Annotated in this window: 21 protein-coding genes; 15 read left to right on the top strand and 6 right to left on the bottom strand. The window is 65.8% G+C overall.

Annotated features, from left to right (window positions below; all coding sequences use genetic code 11):
* The coding region (locus RF637_RS13165; protein ID WP_368845080.1) for a hypothetical protein at positions 1-616 on the top strand (616 nt) is incomplete at its 5' end.
* 676 nt (positions 617-1,292) lie between these two features.
* Positions 1,293-1,634 carry a hypothetical protein gene (locus RF637_RS13160; RefSeq protein ID WP_368845079.1) on the top strand — a complete coding sequence of 114 codons (342 nt, stop codon included), beginning with the start codon at positions 1,293-1,295 and terminating at the stop codon, positions 1,632-1,634.
* Positions 1,635-1,745: 111 nt separating this feature from the next.
* Here RF637_RS13160 and RF637_RS13155 read toward each other — a convergent pair whose 3' ends face one another.
* Complete coding sequence (locus RF637_RS13155; protein ID WP_368845078.1) at positions 1,746-2,240, bottom strand: N-acetyltransferase family protein; 495 nt, start codon at positions 2,238-2,240, stop codon at positions 1,746-1,748.
* Between the two features lie 205 nt (positions 2,241-2,445).
* Here RF637_RS13155 and RF637_RS13150 point away from each other — a divergent pair, with 205 nt between their 5' ends.
* The 4 genes from RF637_RS13150 to RF637_RS13135 all read left to right on the top strand — a co-directional run bounded on the left by RF637_RS13150 (position 2,446) and on the right by RF637_RS13135 (position 6,166).
* On the top strand, positions 2,446-3,039 hold the full coding sequence (locus RF637_RS13150) for a recombinase family protein (protein WP_368845077.1): 594 nt from the start codon (positions 2,446-2,448) through the stop codon (positions 3,037-3,039).
* Between the two features lie 222 nt (positions 3,040-3,261).
* Positions 3,262-3,945, top strand: a complete 684-nt coding sequence (locus RF637_RS13145; RefSeq protein WP_368845076.1) for an ATP-binding cassette domain-containing protein — start codon at positions 3,262-3,264, stop codon at positions 3,943-3,945.
* Entirely contained in the window at positions 3,942-5,549 is a 1,608-nt protein-coding gene (locus tag RF637_RS13140) for a hypothetical protein (protein ID WP_368845075.1), read from the top strand. The genes RF637_RS13145 and RF637_RS13140 overlap by 4 nt, the downstream gene beginning before the upstream one ends.
* A 167-nt stretch (positions 5,550-5,716) precedes the next feature.
* Complete coding sequence (locus tag RF637_RS13135; protein ID WP_368845074.1) at positions 5,717-6,166, top strand: hypothetical protein; 450 nt, start codon at positions 5,717-5,719, stop codon at positions 6,164-6,166.
* Positions 6,167-6,360: 194 nt separating this feature from the next.
* Here the strand turns inward: RF637_RS13135 and RF637_RS13130 are convergent, their stop codons facing one another.
* Positions 6,361-7,287 (bottom strand): LysR family transcriptional regulator, encoded by a 927-nt coding sequence (locus tag RF637_RS13130; protein WP_368845073.1) that lies wholly within the window; start codon positions 7,285-7,287, stop codon positions 6,361-6,363.
* 73 nt (positions 7,288-7,360) lie between these two features.
* Between RF637_RS13130 and RF637_RS13125 the strand changes: the two genes are divergently transcribed.
* The 8 genes from RF637_RS13125 to RF637_RS13090 all read left to right on the top strand — a co-directional run bounded on the left by RF637_RS13125 (position 7,361) and on the right by RF637_RS13090 (position 12,436).
* Entirely contained in the window at positions 7,361-8,359 is a 999-nt protein-coding gene (locus RF637_RS13125) for a DMT family transporter (protein WP_368845072.1), read from the top strand.
* Between the two features lie 129 nt (positions 8,360-8,488).
* Positions 8,489-8,758, top strand: coding sequence for a hypothetical protein (locus RF637_RS13120; RefSeq protein WP_368845071.1), 270 nt, complete (start codon positions 8,489-8,491; stop codon positions 8,756-8,758).
* A gap of 141 nt (positions 8,759-8,899) precedes the next feature.
* A complete protein-coding gene (locus RF637_RS13115) occupies positions 8,900-9,385 on the top strand; it encodes an N-acetyltransferase family protein (protein WP_368845070.1) in 486 nt (161 codons plus the stop codon).
* Positions 9,386-9,702: 317 nt separating this feature from the next.
* The gene (locus tag RF637_RS13110) at positions 9,703-9,900 is read left to right on the top strand and encodes a hypothetical protein (RefSeq protein WP_053004906.1); all 198 of its coding nucleotides are present in this window, start codon (positions 9,703-9,705) and stop codon (positions 9,898-9,900) included.
* Between the two features lie 5 nt (positions 9,901-9,905).
* Entirely contained in the window at positions 9,906-10,253 is a 348-nt protein-coding gene (locus RF637_RS13105) for a ribbon-helix-helix protein, CopG family (protein ID WP_176338390.1), read from the top strand.
* 169 nt (positions 10,254-10,422) lie between these two features.
* Positions 10,423-10,884 carry a hypothetical protein gene (locus tag RF637_RS13100; protein WP_368845069.1) on the top strand — a complete coding sequence of 154 codons (462 nt, stop codon included), beginning with the start codon at positions 10,423-10,425 and terminating at the stop codon, positions 10,882-10,884.
* A 92-nt stretch (positions 10,885-10,976) separates the two neighbouring features.
* Positions 10,977-11,996, top strand: coding sequence for a recombinase family protein (locus tag RF637_RS13095; protein WP_368845068.1), 1,020 nt, complete (start codon positions 10,977-10,979; stop codon positions 11,994-11,996).
* Complete coding sequence (locus tag RF637_RS13090) at positions 11,954-12,436, top strand: hypothetical protein (RefSeq protein ID WP_368845067.1); 483 nt, start codon at positions 11,954-11,956, stop codon at positions 12,434-12,436. The genes RF637_RS13095 and RF637_RS13090 overlap by 43 nt, the downstream gene beginning before the upstream one ends.
* A gap of 33 nt (positions 12,437-12,469) precedes the next feature.
* Here RF637_RS13090 and RF637_RS13085 read toward each other — a convergent pair whose 3' ends face one another.
* Both RF637_RS13085 and RF637_RS13080 read right to left on the bottom strand, forming a co-directional pair.
* On the bottom strand, positions 12,470-13,186 hold the full coding sequence (locus RF637_RS13085; protein ID WP_368845066.1) for a hypothetical protein: 717 nt from the start codon (positions 13,184-13,186) through the stop codon (positions 12,470-12,472).
* Positions 13,187-13,431: 245 nt separating this feature from the next.
* Positions 13,432-13,869 (bottom strand): hypothetical protein, encoded by a 438-nt coding sequence (locus RF637_RS13080; protein ID WP_368845065.1) that lies wholly within the window; start codon positions 13,867-13,869, stop codon positions 13,432-13,434.
* A 512-nt stretch (positions 13,870-14,381) separates the two neighbouring features.
* On the opposite strand from RF637_RS13080, the gene mobF reads away from it, so the two are divergent.
* Positions 14,382-18,911 (top strand): MobF family relaxase, encoded by a 4,530-nt coding sequence (gene mobF / locus RF637_RS13075; RefSeq protein WP_368845064.1) that lies wholly within the window; start codon positions 14,382-14,384, stop codon positions 18,909-18,911.
* Positions 18,912-18,946: 35 nt separating this feature from the next.
* Here the strand turns inward: mobF and RF637_RS13070 are convergent, their stop codons facing one another.
* Together RF637_RS13070 and RF637_RS13065 are read right to left on the bottom strand one after the other, a co-directional pair.
* On the bottom strand, positions 18,947-21,913 hold the full coding sequence (locus RF637_RS13070; RefSeq protein ID WP_284563994.1) for a Tn3 family transposase: 2,967 nt from the start codon (positions 21,911-21,913) through the stop codon (positions 18,947-18,949).
* A gap of 78 nt (positions 21,914-21,991) precedes the next feature.
* Positions 21,992-22,201: TetR family transcriptional regulator (locus RF637_RS13065; protein ID WP_368845063.1), on the bottom strand; the 210-nt coding region annotated here is incomplete at its 5' end.

The raw sequence follows: 22,201 nt of genomic DNA, 5'->3' as shown, positions 1-22,201 counted from the left end.
ACTACCGCCTCCGCATGCTCCTCATCACCGGTGGACTCGACGCCTCACCCCACACTCAACTCTGAAGAGCCATTTATTGCCCCGCTATGAACGTAGTCATCGCACAGTAGTCCTTGCAAGCCATATGAATAATCTTGTCGAAATAAAAAATAAATGCGGCAGGTTTCAGGCTCCAGCCCCCCAGGATGGATCCATAGGAGATTCAATTGAGAAGCGTTTTCTGGATGCGGAAATTCGAAACACCGAGACGGGACTAATAGAAGCCTTATCGAACACCAAGCGCCCGCTTTTACCCGAGGCAATTATGGGGAACTTTGGCGAGTCTGTAGACTACAAAATTACGATGGACTCTCCAAAATTTCTATTCGGCCTATTTTGGATTATTATCAAGTTAATGTTTTTTGTTTTTCCTCTTGTGTTTGTGATTCGAACATGGATTTTTAGTGTTTACAACATTCCCATAGACAAGTTTCAATACGCACCCGGTGAGAGGTTCTTCATGAGCATGGTGGATATTTGTATTTTACTTGGTGCCATGATCACTACTTTTGTATTACTTGCGGTCCAGGATTACCGCCATGAATTGAGAGTAATTAAAGCTAATCAGCATTCCTGAGCGACAGGAATCCATCGCGGTTTCAAATTGCCTGTATTTGAAGTAGTTGAATGGTTGGAAATTTTGAAGATTTGGGCGCTGGTCTTGGTTCAGGCAAAGGGATGGTAGTGGTTGTTTCAGCGTGAGTGAACGCGCTGACCTTGGCCTCGAGTACAGGCATCGAGGGAGCGACGTCGGTCCCGCTTAGGGGCATTGCAAGGATGCCCTTCTGAGTTGCACGTCCGGCTATAACCAAAATTTATTATTCCTCCTGCTTAAGGAGGGCGCTCAAAGTTGCACCGTGGGCTCAGTTTCAAGCCGTAGATTTTCGAATTGCCCTTCCAGAATGCGCTGCCCATGTCTTGGGTATCCAGCTATGAACGGTCTTATCGACTGTCTTAACTTTTGAGCTGGTCGCATGTGGTGCGACGGGTATGCCCATCGCGACGGCGCGCCCATCTGCGACAGCGAGTTGCCGTAGGGTCCCGTCGTCATTTCTGCATCGGCAGTGCGGGCAAGTCTAGACATGGTGCAGCGGGCGACGTATCGCAAGGTAAGGGTTGCGCGACGCCTTCGTTGCAGGGCTTGAGCCGACGCGAAGAAGTGCGCGCTCTGGTGCTTACTTTGGTGCTTGACCTTGCCGCCATGTCAGGTAATCCTGACAGTGTCAGGGTTTCATGACACCTCGGAGGTGGGCGTGCTCGAGCACGATGGACTGCAGGGCGTGACGGCGCCGCACGCGGCATGGGAGCTGGGGGCGTCCCTGGCTGATCACTCCGTGCCCGTGGACGACCGTGACGGGGTGGCGGTGGCTCAGTTTCTGCGCATGGCCGCTGATGCGTGGGCCGCCGCAAAGACCGAGGAAGCCGCTGACCGTGCTCTGGAGCGGGTGAGGTTCTTGCGCCTGCTCGAGCGCGGGGCCGGCGTGGCGCTGCACGATGCTGTTGAGGATGCCCGGGGGAGCGGGGCCTCGTGGGCCGGGGTTGGTTGGGCGTTGAACACCTCCCGGCAGAGTGCCTACGAACGTTTCACCGACTGACCCTGCATTCGGTGCGGGTTCGCCGGCTGGTGAGACCGAGTCTTATCAGCTTTCGGCGCGTTGGCGCGTCTCGCAGGTCATCGGCTGCGAGACCTAATCGGCGTAGCCGTGTTACCGAACCATTCGGGCATCGGTGATGGCTGGAGCGGCGGGGTCAATCTGCTCGGCGCCATCGAAGTGGAAGCCGTTGCGGCGGTAGAACGCGACCGCTCGTGGGTTCTCTTTCGCTACCCACAGCATGGCGGGTGCTGTCCCGAGCACCTCATCCAGCAGGGCTTGACCCGCGCCACTGCCGTAGTGGGCAGCCAAGAGGTAGATCGCGTAGAGCTGGTGTGCTCGAGGCGGGTCGGTATCGCCATCGCGGGGTGAGGGCCCGGCCCAGGCGAACCCGAAGGGTTCACCACCGGATTCAGCGATGCGCACGGTGGAGCCTTCGTGTGGCTGGTGGAGAACCTGCTGCCACATCCGGTGTCGGAACTGCACATACTCGGTTGAGAAGAAGTCCTCCGGCAACAGGTGTGAGTACGCCTCTCGCCAGGTGGTGACGTGGAGCTCGGCCAGTGTTGGCGCATCCACAGGTCTCGGTGCCCGTATCAGAACGTTCATCCCGACAGGATGCCATGCGGGACCACCTGGCGTTTAGAGCAGTGCGCTGATGGCACGTCTCACAAGCGATGGGATGCGAGACGTCTCGTCCGGAAAATTTGCGCCCGCATGTTTCCGGGCTCCGGAGTGTCTTGCATCTATGTGCTTTATCCATGGGCCTAGAATCGTGTACTAAACATTGGTTGCGAGACACATAGGGGTAGACATGGGCAAACTTATCGGGTATGCGCGCGTATCGACGCGGCAACAGGATGCCGACCGTCAAGTGCATGACCTCCTGGCCGCGGACGTGCGGCGCGATGATCTCTATGTCGACCATGGAGTGTCTGGGGCACGTGTATCACGCCCCGCGTTCGATCGAGCGGTGGCTGCACTGGAGAGCGGCGACACCTTGGTCATCACCACCCTGGACCGTTTGGGCCGGTCCACCCAGAACATGCTGACCTTCGCCGAAGCGCTGCGGGGCAGGGGCGCGGGCTTGCGGGTGCTGAACCTCGGTGGGGGAGACGTGGACACCCACACTCCGATGGGGTCGATGGTCTTCACGGTCATGGCCGCCCTGGCGCAGATGGAACTGGAGATCAAACGTGAGAGGATCACCGACTCGGTCGCCAAACGCCGGGCCGCCGGCAAGGACCTGGGCGGGCGGCGGCCGACCTTCACCGATTCTCAGATCCGCAACGCCCTGCGCCTGGTCGAGGGCGGGGAGCCGGCCACCCAGGTCGCCCGGGACCTCGGGATGTCCAGGGCCACCCTTTATCGGCGGATTCGGGAGCTTCCGCAGGCGACGACGATCTGAGGCCGTCGGTGCCTGCATACAGCGTGATGCACATGAGGCACCTGAGCGGGCTTTTCATCGCGCGGGGTAAACGGGCCTGACAACCGCGCCTGATTGCGTGTGCTTCCCATGGGTGCACCCGGGCCGGCTTGAGGCTCCTTCATGACCGGTTGGCTCGGCCGGGGGGGCGGTGGCATCGGGGAAGAATGAGGTGGTTGTGTTGCCGTCGAGAGGCTCTTGTCCGTGAGTTCCGCCGCTGTCCTGTCCGTTCGTGAGCTGGTGTGTGGTTATGCCGGGGTGCCGGTGACCGCTGGGGTCAGCTTCGAGGTGGGTCCGGGGGAAGCGGTGGTGCTGCGCGGAGCCAACGGGGCGGGCAAGTCCACCGTGCTGCGCACGGCCGTGGGACAGCAGGCCCCGGTGAGCGGGGAGCGGTGGCTGAAGGGTGGTCCGGTGGTGGAGAACTCGCTGGTCTACCGGCGGGCGGTGAGCTGTCTGTTCGACGAGGACGCGTTCCTGCCCGGGGTGTCGGTGGGTCATCACCTGGAACTGGTGCTGCGCGGGCACGGGGTGGCCGATGCGCCCGTGGTGGCCGCTGGTGCGGTGGAGGAGTTCGGGTTGGGCGACCGGGTGGACGCCTCACCGTTCGCCTTGTCCTCGGGGCAACGACGGCGGGCGCTGCTGGCCGCGGCACTGATCCGCCCGTTCGAGCTGCTGGTGCTCGATGAGCCCGAACAGCGCCTGGACACTCTGATGCGTGCCCGTTTGGCCGACCGTCTGGTCGCCGCCCGGCAGGCGGGGGCGGGGTTGCTGATCGCCACGCACGACGCGTCGCTGGCGGAGGCGGTGGGCACCACCGTGCTGAGCCTCGACCCCAACGGTGCCTTACCACCGGTGGCCGCTGACGTGCCACGGGAGGGCCAGTCGTGACGGCTGGTGCCGGCCTGGAGCCTGCCGGGCCCGCCGAGATCGAGGTGTTCCTGCGAGCAGCCCGGGCCCGGACCCGCGGCCGGGCTCGAGGTGTGGAGCGGTTCGTCGATGCGTACACCGGGCTCTTCGTCACGGTGGTGCTGGTGGCCTGGGCGGTCGCAGGGGTCGTCGGTCTCGGTGCCTCCCTGGAAGAGCTGGTGGCCGCCGGTTCCCCCGGCGGGATGCTGCACCGCCCGGCCGCCTGGGCGGGGGCCGGGGCGCCGGTGCTCGGAGTCGCCGTGCTGCTCGGGGTGGCCTGGGTCGGTGTCGTGGACCTGTTGCGCGGGCTGGGGCCGGTCGGGGTGGCCCCGGAGCGTGCGGTGTGGGTGTGGCCGCTGCCCGGGGCCGGGGCGCAGGAACCGGTGCGGGCAGTTTGCCGGATGCTGGGGGTGGCGGCTGCGACCGGAGCGCTGTTCGGTGGCACCGCGTTGCTGCTGCTTCAGGGCACGGGGCTGGCGGCTGGGTGGGGTGCGCCGTGGTGGCCGGGGGTGGCGCAGCTGGTGTGCTGGGCCGGTCTGGGGGTCAGCGCGGTCGGTATCGCTGTCTGGGCACAAGTCGCCGGCGGGGTGTCGGACTCGCCGCGGTTCCGCCCCTGGGCAGGCTGGTTTCTGACCCTGGGGGCCGTCCTGGTTGTGCTGGCCGGGACCCGGCATGGGGGGCCGGGCCGGTGGGATGTCGTGCCGCCCCTGTGGGCCGGGGCGATTGCGGGATCACTGGCGGTGGTGGCCGGCCTGTTCTGGGTCTGGGTGCTGCGGTGGGCCCGGGCCCTGGACGGGGAGCAACTGCGGGCGGCCGGGGCACGGACCCGGCACCTGAGCAACGCCGTGTCCTTGTTGTCGAGCCAGGACCTGTCTGTGGCGCTGGCCCCCGCCACGGTGTCAGGGGTGCCGGGGCTGCCGGGAAGCACCCCGAGGTGGGTGTCCGGGCCGCGCACGGTGGTGCTGTTCGCCTCGTTCACCGCGCTGCGGACCAGTCGGTGGCGGGCCGGGCTGGTCGTGGACCTCGGGGTGACCGTGGTGCTGCTGGCCTCCTTCGCCCACACCGTGGTGCTCGCTGGCTGGGCTGCGCTGCTGGTGGTGGGATGCCGGGGGTTGGGCCGCGGCACGGCCTATCTGGGTGATCTGCGCGCCGGGGCCGCCGCCGAACGGAACCTGCCGATCGGCCCCACCGCAGCCGCCCTCGTGCACCTGGTGGTCCCGTGCGCGCTCAACGCCACAGTCCTGGGGGCCGTAGCCGTGCTGGCCGGGCTCGCGGCCGGCACCAGCTGGGCGGTGCTGGTGCTACTCGGTGCCGTGGCCGGGGTTGGAATCGGCGCGGTCGGCCTCTACCGCGCCCTGGTCCCGGAACAGGACCACACCCAACCCCCGATCGACACACCGCTGGGGCCGGTGCCTGTAGCCCAGCTGATCGGCTACAGCCGTGGGCTCATCTTGGCTCCCGCCCTGCTCGCGGCACCCGCCACCGTACTGCTCCACCCCGCCGCCTGGCCGGCGGCCCTGACGGCCGCCCTCGCCCTGACAGCCACCGCCGTGGCCCTGGCCATCAGCACGGACCGGAAACACTGAGTTCATCCAGGCCCGAATTGCGGGGGCCACGGCCGAGCGGAACCACACCTACCGGGCTCACAAGATGCGTTAGGGGTTCCCCTAGCGGTGGCCGTGAGACGCGCCCTTACGACGGTCCCGAAAGTTCTACGCCTACGGTGGGAGCCCCAGTTGAAAGGCGATACCCGGTGAGACGAGCCCTTCACGTACATCCGCTGAGCACCTACCTGGTGTTCCAAGCACTGACCGCAATGGTGGCACTGGCCTACACCGGTGTCCTGTCAGTGGACGGCATCGGATGGGCGACCTGGGCTGGGTACTGGGCGGTGCTGGGAACGGTCGGGTTGGTGTGGACCCAGCTGGCGTGGGGACCATGCTGGAAGGCCGGGGCCGACTACGGGCTGTCTGCGGGGGTGCGCATCGCGTTCATGGCCGCCACTGGCGCAGCGCTGCTGCTGCCGTTCCTGGTCTTGAATGTCGTCTTCGACACGGCGTGGTTCTTCTACGCCGTGTTCCTGGCTCCCTACGGGGTGATCGTGGGCACCTTGGGCGGAACGCTCCTCGCGGTCCGGGATCGCAACACCATGGCCGCTCTCCATGCGGATCACACCCAGGCGCCCCGTCTGCTTGAAAGCTGACGCCCGCCCGGCCGTGACCGCTGTCTGCACGGTGCGGTAGGTGTTCCTGCTGCATGCTCGAGACGGCACAGCAACTGATCTTAGGGGAAGGCTTCCACCGCGGTGACGTAGCAGTGGACCAGATCCAGCGCAGACCCATCCAGGCCGGCGTCCTTCTCCACGTCGTGTTCCATATCCGAGTGGTCGTGCTGTTGTTAGCCCCGGTTGGTATTCATTGCTTCGAGGATGGTGTGGGCTTGCTGGTCCAGGACTTGGCGCACGGGGGTCAGGGCGGGGCGGTCGATGGTGTCTTCGCGCTCTACGCGTAGCAGCCGGCGTCGGGGGACCTGATCGCCCAGCGCGAGGGCTTCCACCCCTTCGGGCAGCGGGGGGCGTCCGAGGCGGGGGACGAGGCTCAGTCCCAGGTGGTGGGCGGTGAGCTGGATCTGGGTCTCGTGCTCGTTGACCAGTCCGGCCATCTCGTAGGGGACACGGGCGGTCTCCAGGGACTGCTGGAGCCAGCGGGCGTAGATCCCGGTGGTGTCGGTGATCCACCGCTCCCCGGGCAGATCGGCCACCGTGACGGTCTCCCACCGGGTGGCCCGGTGGCCGGAGGGCACGATGAGGTCGACCTCGTCCACACCCAGCACGGTCGTGGCCAGGGCTGCGGGAATGGTGAGGGGTACCTGTTCCCACTCGTGGACCACGGCCAGGTCCACCTCCCCGTGGAGGGTCTTGTCCACCCCGTCCTCGGGGTAGGCCTCGTGCACCACCAACGAGATCTTCGGGTAGTCCGCGGTGATCTGGGCGATAACCGGGCCGATCAGTCCCCGGCAGGCGGTGGGGAACCCCGCCACGGTGACCTGCCCGGCCGGTGTTCCCTGCAGCTCCTCCAGTCGGGCCTGGGTGCGGGCGTCGACGGTGTCCATCTCCGTGGCGGCTGCGGCCAGGATCCGGGCCGCCGGGGTCGGGTGGAGGTAGCGGCCCCGGCGCACCAGCAGCTCGATGCCGGTCTCCCGGTGCAGCCGGGCCAGTTGCTGGGAGATCGCTGAGGGGGTGTAGCGCAGGTGCTGCGCGGCGGCGGTGACGGTGCCCAGCTCCACCACCGCCCGGAGGGAGCGTAGGAGCTCACGATCGAACATGAAGTAATGCTTACACATACCCTGGTGGACCTTTTGCTGGTCGTACAGGTACGCGGTGCCTAAGCATGGGGGTATGTCCTTCCACCGTGCACCGGATCGAGGTTCTTCCGCCGCTGTGGCTCTGCTGTGTGCGGGCATGGTGATGTCCGGGACCATCGGCTACTTCGTGGTCGAGTCCGGGGCCCCACCACTGGTGGTGGTGTTCTGGCGCTGTGTGATCGGCGGGTGTGCTCTGCTCGTGGTGGTCGGGGTGCGGCCGGGGACCCGTCAGGAGCTCTGCATGACGGTGCGGTCCCGGACCGGGGTCGTGCTGGCCGGCAGCGGGGTGCTGCTGGTCGCTAACTGGGTGCTGGTGTTCACCGCCTACGAGCACCTGTCGATCGGGGTGGCCACGGTCATCTTCCACGTGGAGCCCTTCATCCTCCTCGGGCTCGGGGCGCTGTTCCTGCACGAGCGCTTCAACCGGGCCACCCTGGGGTGGGCGGGGCTGGGGTTCCTCGGGATCGCGTGCGTGGCTCAGCCCTGGGCCGCGGCCGGGCAGGAGGCAGGTGCACTGCTGGTAGGGGTGGGCCTGACCCTGGTGGCGGCGACCGCCTACGCCGGGTCCATCGTCGTGGTCCGGGCCCAGCAGGGCAGGACCGGGTCGGCGCCGAGCCCGTTGGTGATCGTCACGATCCAGCTCATCGCCGGGGCCGTGATCACCTCCCCGTCCCTGGTGGTGGTCCCGCACCAGGTCAGCGCACCCGGCTGGGCGCATTTGGTGGTGCTGGGGTTGGTCAACACTGCGCTGATGTACCTGATCATCTACACCGCCTACCCCCGGCTGGGGACCGCGACCATCGGGGTGCTGGCCTTCGTGTACCCGGCGGCGGCGGTCGTGGTGGACCTCATCGCCTACGGGACAGCCATCACCACCGCCCAGTGGGCCGGCTTCGCCGCGATCACCGCAGCTGGCATCGGGCAGGTCCTCACCACATCACGGCACCTGCAGCAGCCCGACGGATCCACTACCTTGACCAATCCAGCACCAGAACATCGGAAGTCTGAGCTCGTGCAGCCTGCGAAAGAGTGAACAACTCCGTCCCCCACCATGTGCGCATTGAATTGGGGCGCCGTCCATGCCTTCCGCCCACGGTCTCGGCTTGGGAAGCACGTGCGTCGTATCGGCATCCGACCCTCGCATACGAAAGAGGAAGCACTGATGACGTTTTCAACCCTGCTGGCAGACCTGCTCTGGCCACTGGTGGTTTTCGGTGGTCCCCTGGCCCTGTTCGCCGCTATCGGCACAGCCTCGTGGCCAGCGCGCGAACGCACCCCACTGACCCAGTGGGGCTGGGCAGACCTGTACAGCAACGTCCGCCGAGGACTGCACATCAGCTCCGAGAACCCCCTTCTGGGACGATTGATGAACGACACCGTCGAACCGGAAACCCAGCACCCCACCCATCCGCCCCAAACCACCCAAGACTAGGCTTTCCCGCCACCTTCACGGGGACCAATTCGAGTGATGCAGTTGCGGTTCCTCGGCAGCCCAGTGTTCAGTCTGCTCCGGTCGATCCGTTCAGTTCCTCCTGTCGCTCATCAGCTGGCCACCTCTGTCTACGATGAATGCATGCTCGATGACGTCTTCTTCCGAGAACTGACGGCAGCGGAGAGCGCTTTGCTGACAACCGCCACGCTCGAAAACCTCAACTGGTGCGGGGAGCGGTTCTCGGCGATCGATGTGAGCACGCGATCGGAGTTCGTCCACTACACGATCCTTGATCCGTACCGCGGGGACTTCGGGTGGGTGGCGGAGGCCGGCAATGAAGCCATCGGCGTCGTATGGGCCCAGCACTTGCCCCCGGATGACCCCGGCTACGGCTTCCTCGACGAGGACACCCCGGAGGTGAGTCTCTGGGTGCGGGAGGACTGGCGTGGCCGCGGACTGGGCAGAGCACTTCTGCGTCGGGCTCAGGACGATGCGCGGACTCGGCAGGTGCCTCGGATCAGTCTTTCTGTGGAGGCTGACAACTACGCCAAGAAGCTTTACCTGGCTGAGGGTTTCGTGGACGTCCCCGGCCGCGAAGCCGATGGCGTCATGGCTTGGAGCCCATAACGATCACAGCGCCATGACTGGTCAAAGGGCACGCCACGATGTGAAGCCATGGCTGCCGCAGTAGGAGTTGGGCTCTCTGCCGGTAGCAAAAAACGGGTCTCCACTGCCATCGATGAGTACGCGAAGCTCTATCAGTCCCTGTGAAACCGTCGCTGGAGAGTGTGAGACCTCTGGAGCACCCCGGCAGGTGCAACTCCTCACTTTTCACGGGGCCCTAATAGTGTAGCCGCATTTTGTGCTACACTATGGGTATGGGAGTTGAGTGGACGCACAGCGCAGGCCGACATGGCATTACTAGGCAAGATGCCCTGTACGCGATGACGCACGCCGAAGTCAGCGCTGAGGTGGAGGGGCGTCCTGGTGAGGTGACGGTCGTCTATGTGGGGCACCCGCACGGGCAGACGGAGAAATACCTCGAAGTCATCGCCGCCCACCGTCCACCACGTGACCTGGTGATCTTCCACGCGATGGAGCTCACCGACCTGTACCGGCATCTGCTCTACGAAGGAGAGTGACCCTCATGGGTGATTACGACGAGCTGGCCCGGCACGCCGAGCACGGCGGTCTGAGCGTGAAGCCGGGCACCGTCCGGCGCGGACCGGAGGCGGCCGAGGCCGCCCGGACCGCCTTGATGGCTGCTACCGGCACGACGACAGCTGAGGAGGCTACCCGTATCGCGGTGGGCCGGCCCGCGCTGGGCCAGGAAGGAAAGTCCCCAGTGGTCCGCGCCCGCGTCCCACAAGCACTCAAAGACCGGCTGCACCAGATTGCGCAGGAGCAGCACCGCAATGAGTCCGAGATCGTGCGTGAGGCACTGATCGCCTACATCCGTCTCGGTGAGGGGGCATCAGCCACAGTCGATCAGTGACAACGCCGGCCACGGCGCCGCATAACCGGACCGGATCAGCGGAGCCGCAACCCCGAGCGCACTCACCACTAGCCGCCTATGTGCCTATGTGCCAAAAAGACACATAGGCACATAGGCACAGTGAGGCCGAAGTCCTCAGCACTGCACGAATACAAATGGAGGAGTTGCCATGCCCAGCTACACCTACAAAGACGGCGAACTGGTGGAAATCCCCGACGTCGTCATCACGGAGTCTTGTGAGCTCTCCGAGCCGATCACCGTCACGGTGGTCATCAAAGCAGGGGCCCATGTGGTGTCTCTGGCGGAGCTCACCGGATCTGTCAATGTAGAGAGCGGGGCATCCCTTGATGCCAAGGGGCATGTCATGGGAACCGTCAATGTTGCCGCTCATGGTGAGGCGACGTTCCATCAGCAAGCGTCGGGCACGCTCAACATCAGCCAGGGTGGGCGCGTGCGCCTCACGGAGACATGCGTTGCCCTCGGGACGATGAACATTGACGGCGAGTTGGTCAACGAAGGAGTTCGAGGCGTGCAGGTGCATGGCACCGGCACTGTTGAAGACCGCCCGGGCTCTACGGTGCGGCAGCCGGATGAGACATGGCCGGATGGCACAGTCGTCTACAGGGGCTGAACGCTGACTCGGTGACCATAGTGGCCGGTCCGCCGACGAGGGCCGGCCACAGCTTCCAAAATCCCGACTCGAAATCCAGGACTCGATACGCCATGACTCAAAAAGCTCACAACAGCCTAGATTCGAGTCACCCCAGCCGCCTCATCGGCTACGCCCGAGTGTCCACCACCTCCCAGAACCTCGATGTGCAGCTGCGCGCGCTCACCGAGGCTGGAGTGCCGGCGGAGTTGGTCTTCACCGACAAGATCAGCGGCACCCAGGCAGAGCGCCCCGGACTGGCCGCGCTCATGGCCGAGGCGCGGGAGGGGGACACCCTGGTGCTGTACTCCCTGGATCGGCTGGGTCGGTCCCTGGTCCACATGGTCACCACGATTGATGAACTGATCCGCCGCGGAGTCGCGCTGCGCAGTCTCACCGACATCATCGACACCACCACCCCGGCCGGGCGCTTCCAGCTCAACGTGTTCGTGGCGATGGCCGAATATCAACGCGCACTGATCGTGGAGCGGGTCCAGGACGGGCTGGAGGCCGCCCGGGCCCGAGGGGTGCAGCTGGGCCGCAAGTCCCCGATCACCCCCGAGCAGGTGCGCGCCATTCACCGACTGCACCGGGCGGGGCTGTCCCACTACAAGATCCACCGCCGCGTCGGCGTGTCCAAGGGGGCGGTGGGCCGGGTGCTGCGCGGAGAGATTAAGTCCCTGGCGCATGTGAGTATCGAGCTGCCCGAGGACGAGATTGACGTCTGGGACGCCGAAGCACTGGCAGCCACCAGCGAAGCCCCCACACCGACAGGAGAGACCGGTCATGGCCCGCCTCGTGATCCTCTACCTGTTGTGGTGGGTGCGGCTGCTCTACCGCATCGGCCACGCGATAGCGCACTGGGTGCTGCGCATCATCCCGATGCCCTCGGCGCTGCGCCACCGTGTGGCCGGCACAGTGGCCATCACCCCGTACCTGTTCTGGGTGTGGACCGTGGTGGGCATCAACGACAACACCTGGCCGGCGATCGCAGTGGGTGGCCTGATCACGGGCCTGCTGCTGCTGTTGGTCCACCGAGCGGAGGCCCGCCGTGCAGTCCGCGGACGTTGAACGCTTCTACTCCCACGTTCTGAAAGGACCGGAGTCCGACTCATGCTGGTTATGGCTCGGGGCGATCAGTGACGACGGCTACGGCCGCTTCTGGCTACCCACCGCAAACGGTCAAAGAGCCGTTGCCGCTCACCGCTTCGCGCTGGCCACCGTCCACGGCGGGCTGGCCGCGATCGAAGGGCAAACGGCGCTGCACTGGTGCGACGTCCCGCTATGCGTGCGCGCCTCCCTGGAACCGTCCACGCACCTGCTGTTAGGCACACGGTCGGAGAACATGGCCGATCGGGCGATGAAGGGCCGGATGCCTTCGGCCACCGCCGCCCGGTGGCGCCGGCTGTCGAGGGCGGAACGATCGGCCCGGTCCCGGCAGCTGCGCGAGGAGTTGAAAACCCACGGGTGGGACGAGGACGTGGTGCGCGAGCTGGTGCACGGCATCGACCCCGACCACCCCACCCTGTTCTGACTCAGCAAGTTCTTGCTGAGTCACGGCGCGCATTCACTGCCCCTTGCAACGCATTAGGTCCTGGGCCAGATCGCGGACGGCAACCTCACCGTCGCCAGTGTCAGTCACCAACACGCCCTCGGATGACCATTGCTCTCCTGGCCATTCCACCACGATGCCCCAGAACTCACGGCCGGCAACCTTGGGTATGCAGGATAGGAGTCCAGGCACTGCCGATACGAAGAGCATCTGACCGTGACTGCCATCCGGGAAAGGCGTCAGGTTGGTTGCTCCTGGGTGATCGCTCACCATCTGAGTCCACCGTGCAGTCTGTCGCTCGTAACCGGCCACCATTAGAGGATTGCCGATTGGAGCAGCCTTGCCCCAGCACACGTCCCGTAGGTGCGCTGCGGCCTCACTGGTGAACAGATGCGGTGCCACCCGGCAACCGGCGGCAAGTGCCATCTTCGCCACCATCCGCCCCCACAACCGCATATCTATCTCTAGCGTGGTCTGAAACCACTCCCCGCCGAGGCTGACTGGCTGGGCAGCGCTGATGAGTCGCTGAACCTCACTGGGCGGAAACTTCTTGGAGAGGGCTTGCCGAAGTTGCCTCTCACTGCCGGTGTAGTAGCGAGCATCTTCCGTCTCCTCGACGAGGTGACGTGTCCGCACTTCACCGGTGATGAGATTCAATGACCCAGGTGCACCATTCGGCAACGTGCCCTCGACAGCTTGAACCTTGTGCAGCTGAACCTTGATGAGGTTCATGAGCGAGGTATTCCATTGAAGGGGCCCCTCTACCTCGCTGCCCAACTTCTGGTTGCAGTCCTTGCACGCCCGGACGGTGGCAGTGCCACCAAACGCCCGGCCGAAAAGGTGATCGGCCGAGCCTTGTCTATCCGCGCTGAGGAGGGTGAGGCAAAAAGGGCACTGGCGATCCCGTGTCTTCTCGGTGGCTCGGCCATTCGTCATTGCCCATCCTCCAATTGCCTCACCCTGTTGTCACGAACTAGTTAGGCCCCGACGTCCGCAGTCTCATGCTCAGGTGATTCCGTGGATGCCTGTTCACCGTTCGCCTCATTGGTCCCACCGTCAGCATCATCCTCGGAGGTAAAGGCGCCGGCCCCGGCGCTTTTGAGCAGGCCGCGGACCTCGGCCACGGACAACTCCAAACGCTGAGCTATCTCCGGCACCGTCACGCGCTCACCCTTCATGCCGGCCACCACTCGCACCTGATCCTCCTTGGCCCGCTCAGCCTCCTGCTCCGCTTTGGCGCGTATCTCCGTCATGCGCTGCTCAGCCGTCTCCATGATCTGCTCGGCCTCGCCCTGAGCGACGAAGAACTCCTCACCCAGTTCCAGCAACCGCTGTTCCCGAGCCATCGACTCCGCAGCCGCCCGGCGGGCCCGCTCCCGCGCCTCGGTCTTGGTCGCACTCTTACGCTGCACCATCACCACTCCTTTACATCAGCAACACCATTCCCTTCCATTGAACACCACCCACGCCCTAACGGTCATAGACCAACTTCTCCACCCCGACCGTTCCGCCGGTCGAGCCGGCGGCGCGCGAGAGGGCGCCTGCCCGGCGGCAGTGTTGTGAGCTGGGGTGGGGGCTGTGGACCGCTTCCGAGATTCATCCTCCGGTCTCTCCACCGGACCCACAGCACCCACCCCAGCTCGTGCAGGTTGTCCACACGAACAGCACGTGTGGACAACCTGGTTTCGCTTGCACCCAATCGACTGTGGGTGTGGACAGCTGATGCTCTGCGGTTCGTCCTCGTTCCTCGTCCTGCCCTTGGCATCCCCTGCCCACACCCACAGTCTCGTGGGCACAACCGCGTCACTGTCGTGACGGACTTTCTGGGTCGCTCCGATCCGATGACTCGCAAGCTCGCATCGGCCCTTCACGCCCTTTCAGACCGTCACACCTCATGCATTGTTGATAACCGAGGATGAAAACGCGCATGATTGCTTCCGTGATGACCGTCCACAAGCTCAGTGCTGGGGACGGTTATGCCTACTACACGTCCGAGGTCGCTTCCGCGGATGAGTTGCGCGCTGAGGGTCGGGAGCTGGGCGATTACTACACCGTGGAGGGCATGCCCCCGGGGCAGTGGGTGGCCCATTCTGAGGCCCTGTTGGGGGTGTCCGGGGAGGTCACTGAGGCGCAGATGGCCGCTCTGTTTGGGGAGGGCATCCGCCCGGACGCGGACCGTATCCTGGCCGCCGGCGGCACCACGAAAGATGTGGTTTTGGGGCGGCCCTATCGCCGTTATGCCACGGCCAACACGGAACTGACTCGCCGCCTGGACGAGGAGATCGCCCGGCACGAGCGCACCACCGGGACGGCCCCGAGTCGGGAGGAACGGCAGACGATCCGGGGCCGCGTGGGCGGACAACTGTTCCGCGAGACGCACGGGCGCGACGTCCGCGATAAGGAAGAACTGGGAAGGTTCATTACTGCCCAAACGACTGCCAAGCAGCAGGCCGTGGCCGGGTATGACCTGGTGTTCTCCCCCGCTAAGTCGGTCTCCCTGCTCTGGGCCCTGGGTGGGGACGAGGCCCGGAAAGCCGTGGAGGCGGCGCATAACGAGGCCATCGCGGAGACGCTGAGCTTCCTGGAGCAGGAGGCCACCTTCACCCGGCGCGGGTACAACGGGGTGCGCCAGATCGACGTGGAGGGCGGTTTGGTGGCCACCCAGTTCCGCCACTATGACTCCCGGAATGGGGACCCGCAGCTGCACGATCACGTGGTGATCGCCAACAAGGTCTTGGGCGCTGACGGGAAGTGGTCCTCGCTGGACGGGCGCACCCTGTACCGGATGAACGTGGCCGCCTCAGAGACTTACAACGCGAAGGTGATGGAGAAGGTCACCGCCGCCCTGGGGGTCGCCGCTACACCGCGCATGGCTGGCGGGAGCGAGCCGATCTACGAGATTGCCGGGGTGGACCTGGACGCGATCCACCACGCTTCCTCCCGCCGGGCCGACATTGCAGCGACCGTGGAGCGGCTGCACGCGGAGTTCACCGACCGCCACGGTTACGCCCCCAATGCCAAGCAGAAAATCGCCCTGGCCCAGCAAGCCACCTTGGAATCCCGGCCGGCGAAGAAGTCCGCGCGGCGCCTGTCCGAGCTGGTCGAGGAATGGGGCAAGGAGTACGGGCAGCAGGTGCAGATGCCGGTCGGAGACGACCTGCTGGCCCACGTGCGCGCCGCCGCGACCGGGTTGCCGGCCGGCCCCGACGCCACCCAGATCAACGTGGCCGAGCACGCCCGCTTGGTGGTCCACGAGCTGTCCCAGAAGCGTGCCACCTGGAGCGTGAACCACGTGCAGGCGCAGACCCGCCGGCATCTGAAAGAGACCATGATTGGGCGCACGGTGCCCGATGAGCTGGTGGCCGCAGTCGTCAAAGAAGCCACCACCACGCACAGCCTGTCGGTCACCCCGCACGCCGATGTGCCACGCCTGGCCGAGTTCACCCGCGCCGATGGCACGAGTCAGTTCATCCGTTCCGACGCCCAGGTGTTCACCTCCCGCGAGGTCCTGGAAACCGAGCACCAGGTGCTCGCCGCCGCCCAACGCACCGTCATCCCGGCCGTGTCGGCGGAGCGGTTCGAGGAGGTGCTGGCCGCCCACACCGGACCCCTGAGCGACGGGCAGGTGGCCTTGGCCCGGGCCTTCGCCACCGACGAAAAGCTACTCAGTCTGGGGATCGGCCCGGCCGGTGCCGGCAAGACCACCAGCCTGTCGCTGGCCGCCGATGCGGTGCGGGCGTCCGGCGGTAACGTCGTGGGCCTGGCGCCCACGGCGGCCGCGGCCGCCGTCATGTCGGAGGACATTGGGGCCCAAGCCACGACCATTGACGCTTTCCTGATCGCTCACCGCACCGGCCGCACCGGAGCGGCCCAGTTGCACGCCGGGGACGTGGTGATCCTCGATGAGGTCGGCATGGTCACCACCCCGAAATTGGCCGAGCTCGTGAGCGTGGCGGCCCGCCACGGGGCCGTGGTGCGCGCCATCGGTGATGACCGCCAGCTCGGGGCGATTGGCTCCGGTGGGGCGCTGCGGCTGCTGGACAACGAGGTGGGGGCGACTCGCCTGGAGGCCGTCCACCGCTTCCGCACCGAGGGTGAAGCGGCCGCATCTCTGGCGCTGCGCGAGCCCCCTGCCGTAGGCGCGGACGCCCCGTGGGCCTGGTACATGGACCACCGTCGCGTCGTCGCCGGGGACACCGAGGCCATGACTGACACCGCGCTGCGCGCCTGGATCAAGGACACCGAGGCCGGCAAGCGGTCCCTGCTGATCGCCACCGACAACACCACCGTGACTGACCTGAACGCCCGGGCTCAGGCGGCCCGGATCGCCACCGGTCAGCTCGATGCGTCCGGGGATTCTGTGGTGCTGCGCGACGGGCTGACCGCCCACACCGGGGACGTGGTGGTGACCCGCCGCAACGACCGGACCTTGCAGCTCAACGGCGGTAAGGACTTCGTGAAGAACAACGATGTGTGGACCGTGGAGAAGGTTGGGGCGGACACCGCGACGCTGCGGCACACCGGCCACGGCGGCAAGATCACCCTGGACGCCGAGTACCTGGCCCGGCACAGCCAGCTGGGTTACGCGGCGACGGTGCACCGGGCCCAGGGCGCGACCGTGGACACCGCCCACGCGATCGTGGACTCCGCCACCGACCGTGCCGCGGCCTACGTGGCCGCTACCCGGGGACGCGAGAGCAATCAGCTCTATGTCGCCCTGAGCGACGGTCAGAGCCGGGACGAGGTGCTGGAGGCCATCGCCGGGGCCTACGACCGGAACCTCTCCGCCCACGAAACCGTGGCGGCTGAGGCCATGCGCAACGGCGACGTCGCCACCCTGAGCGAGGTCTACCGCGAGACCGCCGACGCGGCCTGGACGGCCAAGACCCGTGCGATGGCCGTGGACGTCCTGGGCGCGAACAAGGCCGCGGACTTCACCAATAGCGAGGCATGGGGTGCGGTGGCCACGCACCTGCACACCGCCCAAGAGGCCGGCATGGACCCTGCCGAACTCCTGAACCGGGCGGTGAACCAGCGCGGCTTTGGTGGGGCAGAGGACCCGGCCGCGGTGCTCGCCTGGCGGCTGGAGCAACAGATCGAGGCCGCCCAGCGCGTCCTGGACAACACCGACCGCCGGCCCCTGGGCAACCTCACCGACGAGCACCTGGAGCAGCTGGCCCAGCGCACCACGGCCGCCCAGGCACAGCCCACGGTCGAGGACCCGGGATGGACCTCTCACCCCTACGCGCTGGTGCCCTCGGACCAACTGGCTGAGGCGAAGGCCAGTGCCGAGGCCGAGAACCTGGCCCTGCCCCCGGAAATGTGGGAGTCCACCACCTCACTGCACCTGGACTGGATGACCCGCACGATAGGTGCCGAGCAGGAACGCCGGGCAGGGCTGTCCCCGGAGCAGGCGGCGGTGGAGCAGATCGCCCGGGGAGAGCGCACCCGCACCGACACGGGAGTGTCGATCGGGGAGGCGATCACCGCCGAACAACAGGTGCGCGCGGTCGCCGCCAAGACCCCCGCACCGGTCCCCGTGCAGGACGGGCGGCGGGTCAGCGAGCACCTGGCCCCCACCCCGTTGATCAACGAAGCGCAGGTGCCGGCCCAGTATCGGGAGCAGCTGGAGCGGCTACGCACCCGGCTGGAGGAGCGCGTCATGGTGCGCGGTGCCGAACTGGCCGAAGCCCGCCCCGAGTGGACTACGGCCCTGGGCCCGGTGCCGGCCAAGCCCGCCAAGGCGGCCGAATGGCACCAGGTGGCCGCTGAGGTCGAGGCGTACCGCAACCGCTACAACGTCCCTGCCCACGAGACCGCGCTGATCCCCCAGGCCCACCAACAGGACCCGGCGGCGGCCGCGCTGATGGCTCGGGCCACCGCGCTGCACAAGCACTCCGCCCTCACCACCGCCGCACCGCAGACGCCCGAGCAGATCCACCAGGCCGTCGATGAGGCGCACGTGGCCGAACGGGTGCGCACCACCCCGGCGCCAGCTCAGGAGGCCGTGGAGGCGCTGCGCGCCACCCGTGGGCAGGCCGCCGATCCGCTGCCGGCCCCGCAGGCCCGGGAGGCCGCAGTCACCGCAGCCGCCACGGCTCCGGCAGTGGAGGAGCCCCGGCGGGTGCTGACCAGGGAGGAGCTGATCGCCCACGTCGTGGCCCAGCACCGGGCCCAGACCCAACAGGCCGCTCCGACCACCGATGCAGCTGCCTCCCACGAGCCGGCGTCCCCCACGCCGGAGCCGCAGAAGAAGGAGAGCCCCGTGTCCGAGAACTCCGAGCAGCCCCGCAACCAGACCTCTGGCCCCGCCTGGCACGCTCAGCACGCCCAGGTCGCCAAGCGCATCAAGGCCGCCAACCGCACCGAGCAGAAGGCCAGCCGCCAGGAGGACCAGGCCACCGCAACCCGCCGGGCCGCTGAAAGCGCCCAGCGCGACAGTGGTCGCAGCCTCTAAAAGGGGTGGCTTGTGAAAAAGTGAAATATCCGACGCTAAGGTTTTGTCGGGCGTCGTAGTGGCCTGTATTTGCCGGGTTTGATGTGGTTGGTGCGGGGCCAGGTGTAGTCGCCGGTGAGGTTGATGTGTTCCCAGCCCAGTGGTGAGAGGAACCGCAGGAGGTCCGGGTCGATGTCACCGCCGTTGCTGGTCAAGGTGGCGACCGTGCGGTCCAGGTAGACCGTGTTCCAGAGGACGATGGCTGCGGTGAGAAGGTTCAGCCCGCTGGCGCGGTAGCGCTGCTGCTCGAAGGACCGGTCACGGATTTCGCCGAGCCGGTTGAAGAACACGGCCCGAGCGAGGGTATTCCGGGCCTCGCCCTTGTTCAGGCCGGCGGTGACTTTCCGGCGCAGGCCGGGGTCCTGGAGCCAGTCCAGCAGGAAAAGGGTCCGTTCCAGTCTGCCCAGTTCCCGCAGGGCCAGGGCGAGCCCGTTTTGGCGGGGGTAGGCGCCGAGTTTGCGCATCATCAGGGACGCGGTTACCGTGCCGGTTTTAATGGACGCGGCGAGGCGGAGGATCTCGTCCCAGTGCAGGGCGATCGTTGTGGTGTTGATGCTCCCGCCGATCAGCGGCGCCAACGTCGCGTGTTCGTGTCCGTTGGTGGGTGTGTAGAGGCGGGTATCACCGATGTTGCGGATTCGTGGTGCGAACCGGTAGCCGAGCAGGTGCATGAGAGCGAAGAGATGGTCCGTGAATCCGGCGGTGTCGGTGTAGTGCTCCTGGATTTGCAGTTCAGACTCGTGATAGAGCAGCCCGTCCAGGACGTAGGTCGCATCACGGTCGCCGACGTTGACGAGTTTGCTGTGGAAGGGCGAGTACTGGTCCGAGACGTGCGTGTAGACGAGCCGGCCGGGTTCGGCACCGTACTTGGGGTTCACGTGCCCGGTGGACTCGGCTTTGCTGCCGGCCCGGAAGCGTTGCCCGTCCGAGGACGAGGTGGTCCCGTCTCCCCATTGTGCGGCAAAGGGGTGGCCGTGCTGGGTGTTCACGAGTTCCGCCAGCGCGGCGCTGTAGGTTTCGTCCCGGATGTAGGAGGCTTGGTGGCGGTTCAGCTGGGCGTAGCTGACGCCCGTGCAGGATTCGGCCATTTTCGTCAGACCCAGGTTGATCCCGTTAGCGAGGATCGCGGTGAGCAGGAGCTGCCTGTCCTTGGACGGCTGGCCGGATTTAAGGCTGGTGAAGTGGCGGGTGAATCCGGTCCAGGTATCTACTTCCATCAGCAGGTCGGTGATCCGGATCCGCGGGAACATGGCACTGGCCTGGTCGATCAGTGGCTGCGCGTGTGCGGGGACGATCGTCTCCAAAGGGGTGATTTTCACACCTTTCTCGGTGACTAGCACCCCGGGGAGTTCGTCGCGGGCGGCGAGGTTGTTGACTTCCTTCAGCCGTTCCTGAAGAAGGGCAAGCCTGCCCTCGAGGTACTGGATGCCTCCGTCGGTGGTGATCAGAGGCAGCTTCCCGGAGTTCTTTATCCCGGTGTAGTCATCGCTGGCAAGAAGGTAGTCATCGAAGTCGCGGAACTGACGGGATCCGGTGACCCACATGTCTCCGGAACGCAGGGCGTTCTTCAGTTCCGCGAGGGCGCAGAACTCGTAGAAGCCCCGGTGGAAGCCGTCGTCGGTGAAGACCAGCGGCTTCCACCGGGGCCTGATGAACGAGGTGGGTGCATCCTCCGGGATTCTCCTGGCGCCGGTGGTGTTCAGGGCTCGGATGAGGTTGATCGCGGCCAGCAGGTCCTGTGCCGCGGGGGCTGCGTGGAGGTCAAGGGCGGCAAGGAACGCCGGCGTATAGCGGCGCAGCGTGGTGAAGTGTGCGCTGACGAGGGCCAGATGATCTTCGAGGGCCGGCCGGGTCAGTTCCTTCGCCTGGGCGATGCTTGTCGCCAGAGATTCCCAGCCGATGGCCGTTTCGATCGCGGCGAAGGGATCTTCACCGTTTTCTTTGGCCTCGATAAGGGCGTCCCCGAGCCTTGAGTGCATACGCATCATCGCTGTGACTGTGGAGCGGGACGCAAGCGTGGCCTGGTTTTGTTTGTTCTGCGCTGTCCGGATGAGCCGGCCAATGATCCTGTCGTGCAGATCGATGATTTCGTCGGTGACGGTTGCCATGCTTTCCACTGCCACGGCAAAGAGGGTCGCGTACCGGCGTGCGGGTTCGAACCTGGCCAGATCCGCCGCGGTCATGGAGGCACCTTCACGGGCAAGCTTCAGCAGCCTGTTCCGGTGAACCAGCCGGCCCGCCGCCCACGGGAGGTCAAGGGCACGCCAGGCAGTAAGCCGGTCGATGTGCTCGTTCATCGACCGTGCGTTGGCGCGCAGCGGTGCCTGCCGCAGCCAGCCGATTTCCGTCGATGAACTCTCAGGGCGACGGAGAAGCAACCCGTCCAGGTGTTTTTGGTGTTCGACCGAGAGGTGGCTTCCCAGGGTGGCGTAAATGTTCCGGTTTGCCTTGGTCAGGGCCTGTGCGCAGGCCCGTTCAATGACGCTGACGCCAGGCAGAGCGACCCTCCTTGTCCGCAGAAAGTCCCTGGCGCTCATCACCAGGAGCAGGCCCTTGTCTGTTTGCGCAGCCACATTGCCCACGTGCTCCACGAGCTGGCGGAAGTCTGCAATTCCGAACGTTGACATGCCCAGATACGCGCGGATCTCTCTTCCGTGCTCCTGCCGCGTTTCCTCACGTTCCCCGTAGTCTGTCCATGCATCAGGCGAAACGGCCAGACGAGAGGCCATCCATGAAACCAGCTCAGGAGCCACCTCAGTGTCCTCGGCCAGCGCGATTCCCGGGTGACGCAGCAGACCCAGCTGGATGGCAAAGCCCAACCTGTTCGCGTCCCCGCGGCGTTGCCGGATCAACGACATATCCGCCTCACTGAGCGTGTAGCGGGCTGCAATGTCCTCAGCTCTAGTAGGTATTGCCAGAATCTGGCTACGCTCGGCAGCTGTGAGCAAAGAACGCAGAGCCACGTCAGAAGTCCTTATCTACAACGTCATCGTGTCCCGCGGACATGCTGCCGTTCTGCTGCGGCGCGCAAGGCCCGTCGTTCATGGTTTGGCGAGGTGTCGGTAGATGGTGGGCCGGGTGACGCCGAACTCCTGGGCGATGTGCTCGACCGTGTGTGCACGCTTGCCGTCGGGCCCCTTCTCTTCATACATTTCCCGCGCCAGCCTGACCTGGCGGGGGCCTAGATGATTAATTCCTATTGGTTTCAGTGGTCGTAGGCAGTCAATGAGCGTTTGTTCGGCGCGTTGAGG

This window comes from Kocuria sp. CPCC 204721 (genome assembly GCF_040980945.1).
Taxonomy (GTDB): Bacteria; Actinomycetota; Actinomycetes; order Actinomycetales; family Micrococcaceae; genus Kocuria; species Kocuria marina.
The sequence above is the reverse complement of the archived record's forward strand: the minus strand, read 5'-3'. Positions and strand labels throughout refer to the sequence as shown.